The 3999-nt window shown below is 40.2% G+C and carries 3 protein-coding genes and 1 pseudogene; all 4 read right to left on the bottom strand.

Annotated elements, in window-relative coordinates:
• The coding region (locus tag ACFIMW_RS08765; protein WP_375608824.1) for a transglycosylase SLT domain-containing protein at positions 1-242 on the bottom strand (242 nt) is incomplete at its 3' end.
• Positions 235-2349 carry a glycine zipper family protein gene (locus ACFIMW_RS08770; RefSeq protein ID WP_375608825.1) on the bottom strand — a complete coding sequence of 705 codons (2115 nt, stop codon included), beginning with the start codon at positions 2347-2349 and terminating at the stop codon, positions 235-237. The genes ACFIMW_RS08770 and ACFIMW_RS08765, both read right to left, overlap by 8 nt.
• Positions 2350-2354: 5 nt before the next feature.
• A complete protein-coding gene (locus tag ACFIMW_RS08775; RefSeq protein WP_375608826.1) occupies positions 2355-3809 on the bottom strand; it encodes a hypothetical protein in 1455 nt (484 codons plus the stop codon).
• Positions 3810-3816: 7 nt separating this feature from the next.
• Positions 3817-3999, bottom strand: a pseudogene (locus ACFIMW_RS08780) (hypothetical protein); the annotation flags it as partial.

The following is a 3999-nucleotide window of genomic DNA, read 5'->3' on the forward strand; positions in this document are numbered from 1 at the left end:
AGCGTCAAGCGCCCCATGGCATCTGCCGCTTGCATGGGGTCAAAACGGTCTTGCAAACCATATTGTTTGGCTGTGCTGTCTATAAATTGATACAACCCACCCGCCGAAGAACGGGGATTTCTTGCATTCGGATTGCCGCCACTTTCCACTTGCGCAACACGGTATAAATAGCTTTCGGGCAAACCATATCGCGCTGCCGTCTGCCGTATCGCTTGATCAACTGAAGGGTTATATCTAGCCATAGATTTTGCTCCTTGCAAATCTGCCCACTTCTCCCATCAGTGCCGAAGAAACAAAGTGCCAGAAACGTTCATTACCAATTCCTGCTTTATGTAATCGTATAAATCTTTGTACCATTTGAGCAACTTCCTGCTGGTTCATACCCTTAACGCCAAAAGTTGCTAACTTTGCTATATCCCGTTCAAATATTTGTCTCTCTTTTTGAGGCAATTTTCTAATCGTATCAGATAAAATATTTTGAGTAATTTTTGCCCCAGCACGTGCTGTACTAACTTTTCCATACGGAATATGAACACCTGTTAAAGGAGAAGCCTCTGGCGTTCCTTGAAATGGCTTTAGTGCTCTTTGCGCCGCATCTTCATAGATTTTTTCATCATCTACAGCTTTCCTAAACGCTTTAATGTTTTTAGGATTTAAAGACCTGCTAAGATTTTTAGACACGCTACCCGTTTGTAAAATATTCGAAAGTGTATTAACAGGGCGGGTTTTTTCTAATACGTCATCAATATAATCTCGTATCCCTACGCGATAAGTATTGAGACCATCCGGCATAGCTCCTTTACGAAGACCTTCTGCAATCCCCTCTCCAGATACATCTCTTTCTGCAATTTTTTTGCCTTGGCTTATAGCTTCTGCAAAGCCTTTGTATTTTGCTGCGCTACTCCGAGCTGCTTTATAAGTAGGGGAAATTTTATCCGTTATTTTTACCAAATTGTTCTTCAAAATTTGATATGTAGAAGCCCCTTCTTCATCACCAAGCTTTCGATTCATTCTGATTAAAACATCAAGGGATTTCTTGCTTCGATCTAGTAACTCCATTGTAGGTTTATAATTGATATGGCTAAACTCTTTTGCATAGAATCGTTGAGGTATTGCTGTGCGGGGGTCTCTTTCTAACTTTTTGACAGCGTGCTTAAGAGCGTCTTGAAATCCTTCTTGTTTAAAAAGCCTATTAAGAGCTGGATAATATCTTTTTTCTATTGGAGTACGATAGGCTTGTGCATAGAGAGGACCATGTGCTTCTTCCCCTTGCTCTTTAAGCAACCTTTTTAAAACTTTTGTATCTTGAAGAGGTGTAATGTTTTCATCTGCCGATTGACCAAGGCGCTGAACTGCTCCCTGCATCCGTCCTTCATGGGCTCTTTTCAAAAGTTCAGAAACACGCGTATTTGTTGTTCCCATATTCGCAAGGGATACTTCTAAATTTGGACTGATATCTGTCAAAAATGCATGGCGTGGCGCACTTGTAAGACGCTCCGCAACATTCTCAACACCATCATCATATAATGTTTTTGCAACTTCTCTGACTACTTTAGTTTGAACTTCCTTATGAGCAGGATTAAAATGCCTTCTTACAAAAGGCGCTGTTTGCATGCTTCTTAACGCTTTATTCAATCCTGAAGAAACAACGGTACCAGCAAGAGAACCAACAGGACCAGCAACTGCTCCAATCCCACCACCAATCCCTGCCGAAGCAAGGCGATCATAAAGACCATCTCCCGCACCAGAACCATGCAAAGCGCCAGAACCTGCTCCTAAAACTGCCGCCTTACCAAGATTTCCAAATGTTGATGCCGCAGTACCTACTTTCAAAAATCTAAGCGCAGGGACAAGTGAAAGTGCTGTTGGTAAAATCGAACCAGCAATATAAGCACCAGAAGACAACCATGGATATTTCTCTTCCAAGGCTTTTTGGTAAGCGCGTTCCTTGGCTACTCTTCTGTTATAAACCTCTACTGCTTTCTTATCACCACGCCAATAATCCGTAAAACCTGCTTCATTCGCCGCTTGTATCTCATCACTATAACCTGCCGTGAGACCAGATATACCATGGCTTCTAACAGCATCCCACCACGTAAGATCTTTATCATCAAATGAAAAATCATCTGTTGTAGGTTGTTGTACTTGATTATCTTCAACTGCTACAAAAGATGAAGTATTCGGAATGGTGTCAATTAATTTGTATTTTGTTAGCCAATCCGGTATAGGTTGAGTTTTATTGTCACCCAAATCCGTAGCATTTGAAGTATTTGGAATAGTATCAATTAATTTATATTTTTTAAGCCAATTCGGTATCTGGTTACTGTGTTTTTTTAGAGAAGACGTCATACAACTTACCTTTCATAAATCCTTATCCCGTCGTGAGTACGAACGGCAAATTTTGATCCTTTAGGAAGTTTTTGTACCTCTTCATTTGTAGTAATGAACGATACACCTGCATACTTTCCCGTAAGAGTTGGCGAATCTATAGAATGCTGTGCGAGACTTCCAAATGCTTCATCCACATCCGCAGCTGTTATGTTATCATTAATCAAAATAGCTAATTGTGCATCTGTTGCTTTGTTATAAATCTCTTGTAAACGTTGCAAATTCTTTATGAGCTCTTTAGGAGACAAACTCTGTTGCAAAGCAGAATAAACATTTTCTAATTTAATACCTTCCTTCTCAGTTAATTGACCCAATCCAGAAGCACCATTCGGTGAAAGAGCTTTAATCCTATCTAATCTATGGAGCATCGCTCCACCTCTGATAGATTCTAGATGATCTTTCAATCGTGATGCGGGTGTGTCCCACAAATACTGTAAAAATTGACCAATTGCACCAGTGGATGCTTTAGGATTTTTCTTAAGTATATCGAGCGCTTCCTTTATCGTTTGTGATGTACTCTCTCTCATAATTTTAGCGTCTACTATTTGTAATTTTTTCAACTGCTCACGCTTTTGTATATCATCATATGCCTTAGAACCCTTGATAACCTTTGCTTCCCACTCTCCAGTCTTATGATTGAAAACGAGATGATAGTCGGGAGAAAGTCTAGGTTTATCAGAATTTGTTAGCATCGCACTAAGCATTTGAGGATTCCTTGCCATAATAGCAGCTTCTTCTTCACTATAGCCTTTGGACTTTAGATACTCGACAGTCTGGTTAACCTGCCCTCTTTTTTCTCTTTCCATATCACCACGACGAAGATTCATAGCTGCATTCGCTAAACTTTGTGCTATCGTTCCATCTGATAATGCATAACCAATCCCATAATCTGATAATCTTTGTAAAAACTCAGGACTACGCAAGTAATCCCAAAAACTCTGTTGAGAACCAGCATCTTGGTGAGGAACAGTACTCTGTTGTGGCTGTGCAAACTGCTGTGGTTCTACAGGTGAAATCGGTTCGGGTAACTGAGACCGCTTTGGTTGCAATGATGCCAAATCTGAAGTTTCAATTGCATTAGGCAAAGGTTCCATATCCTTCGATAAATCTAAAGGGTTTGGTTGTGAACCAAAGGTCGCTACTGGTAAAGAAGGAACTGAAGACGGTACATCTGATTTTCTGCCTGCCGATCTTAAAGACGAACTTACATCTGGTAAAGGTGAAGTATTTTTAGCTAAACCTAAAGGATTTGATTGTGAACCAAAAGTTGCTATAGGGGAAGAAGGGGTTAAATAAGGTAAATTATTTGCCTGTTGTTTGGCGTCTTCTAGATCGTTGAAACGTATACGTGGTACATATTGGCTCATTACATGCATAGACTTAAGAAGTCTTGATAAAATGTTATCGTTACTATTTTGCATAACTACCTCACTTTTTTCCTGCAAAACCAGAAATACCAGCTAAAATCCCTATAGCGTTCTTCCAAGGGTCGTTACCATGCATCTTAGATTCTGACATATTATTCGTCGTCGTACCGTAATTTCTTGCGAAGCCATGACCGGCGTTCATAAGCATATTCAACCTATTCCAACCGCTATTGTCTTGTTCCAG

Source organism: Bartonella sp. AC329YNZD (assembly GCF_042196685.1).
Taxonomy (GTDB): domain Bacteria; phylum Pseudomonadota; class Alphaproteobacteria; order Rhizobiales; family Rhizobiaceae; genus Bartonella.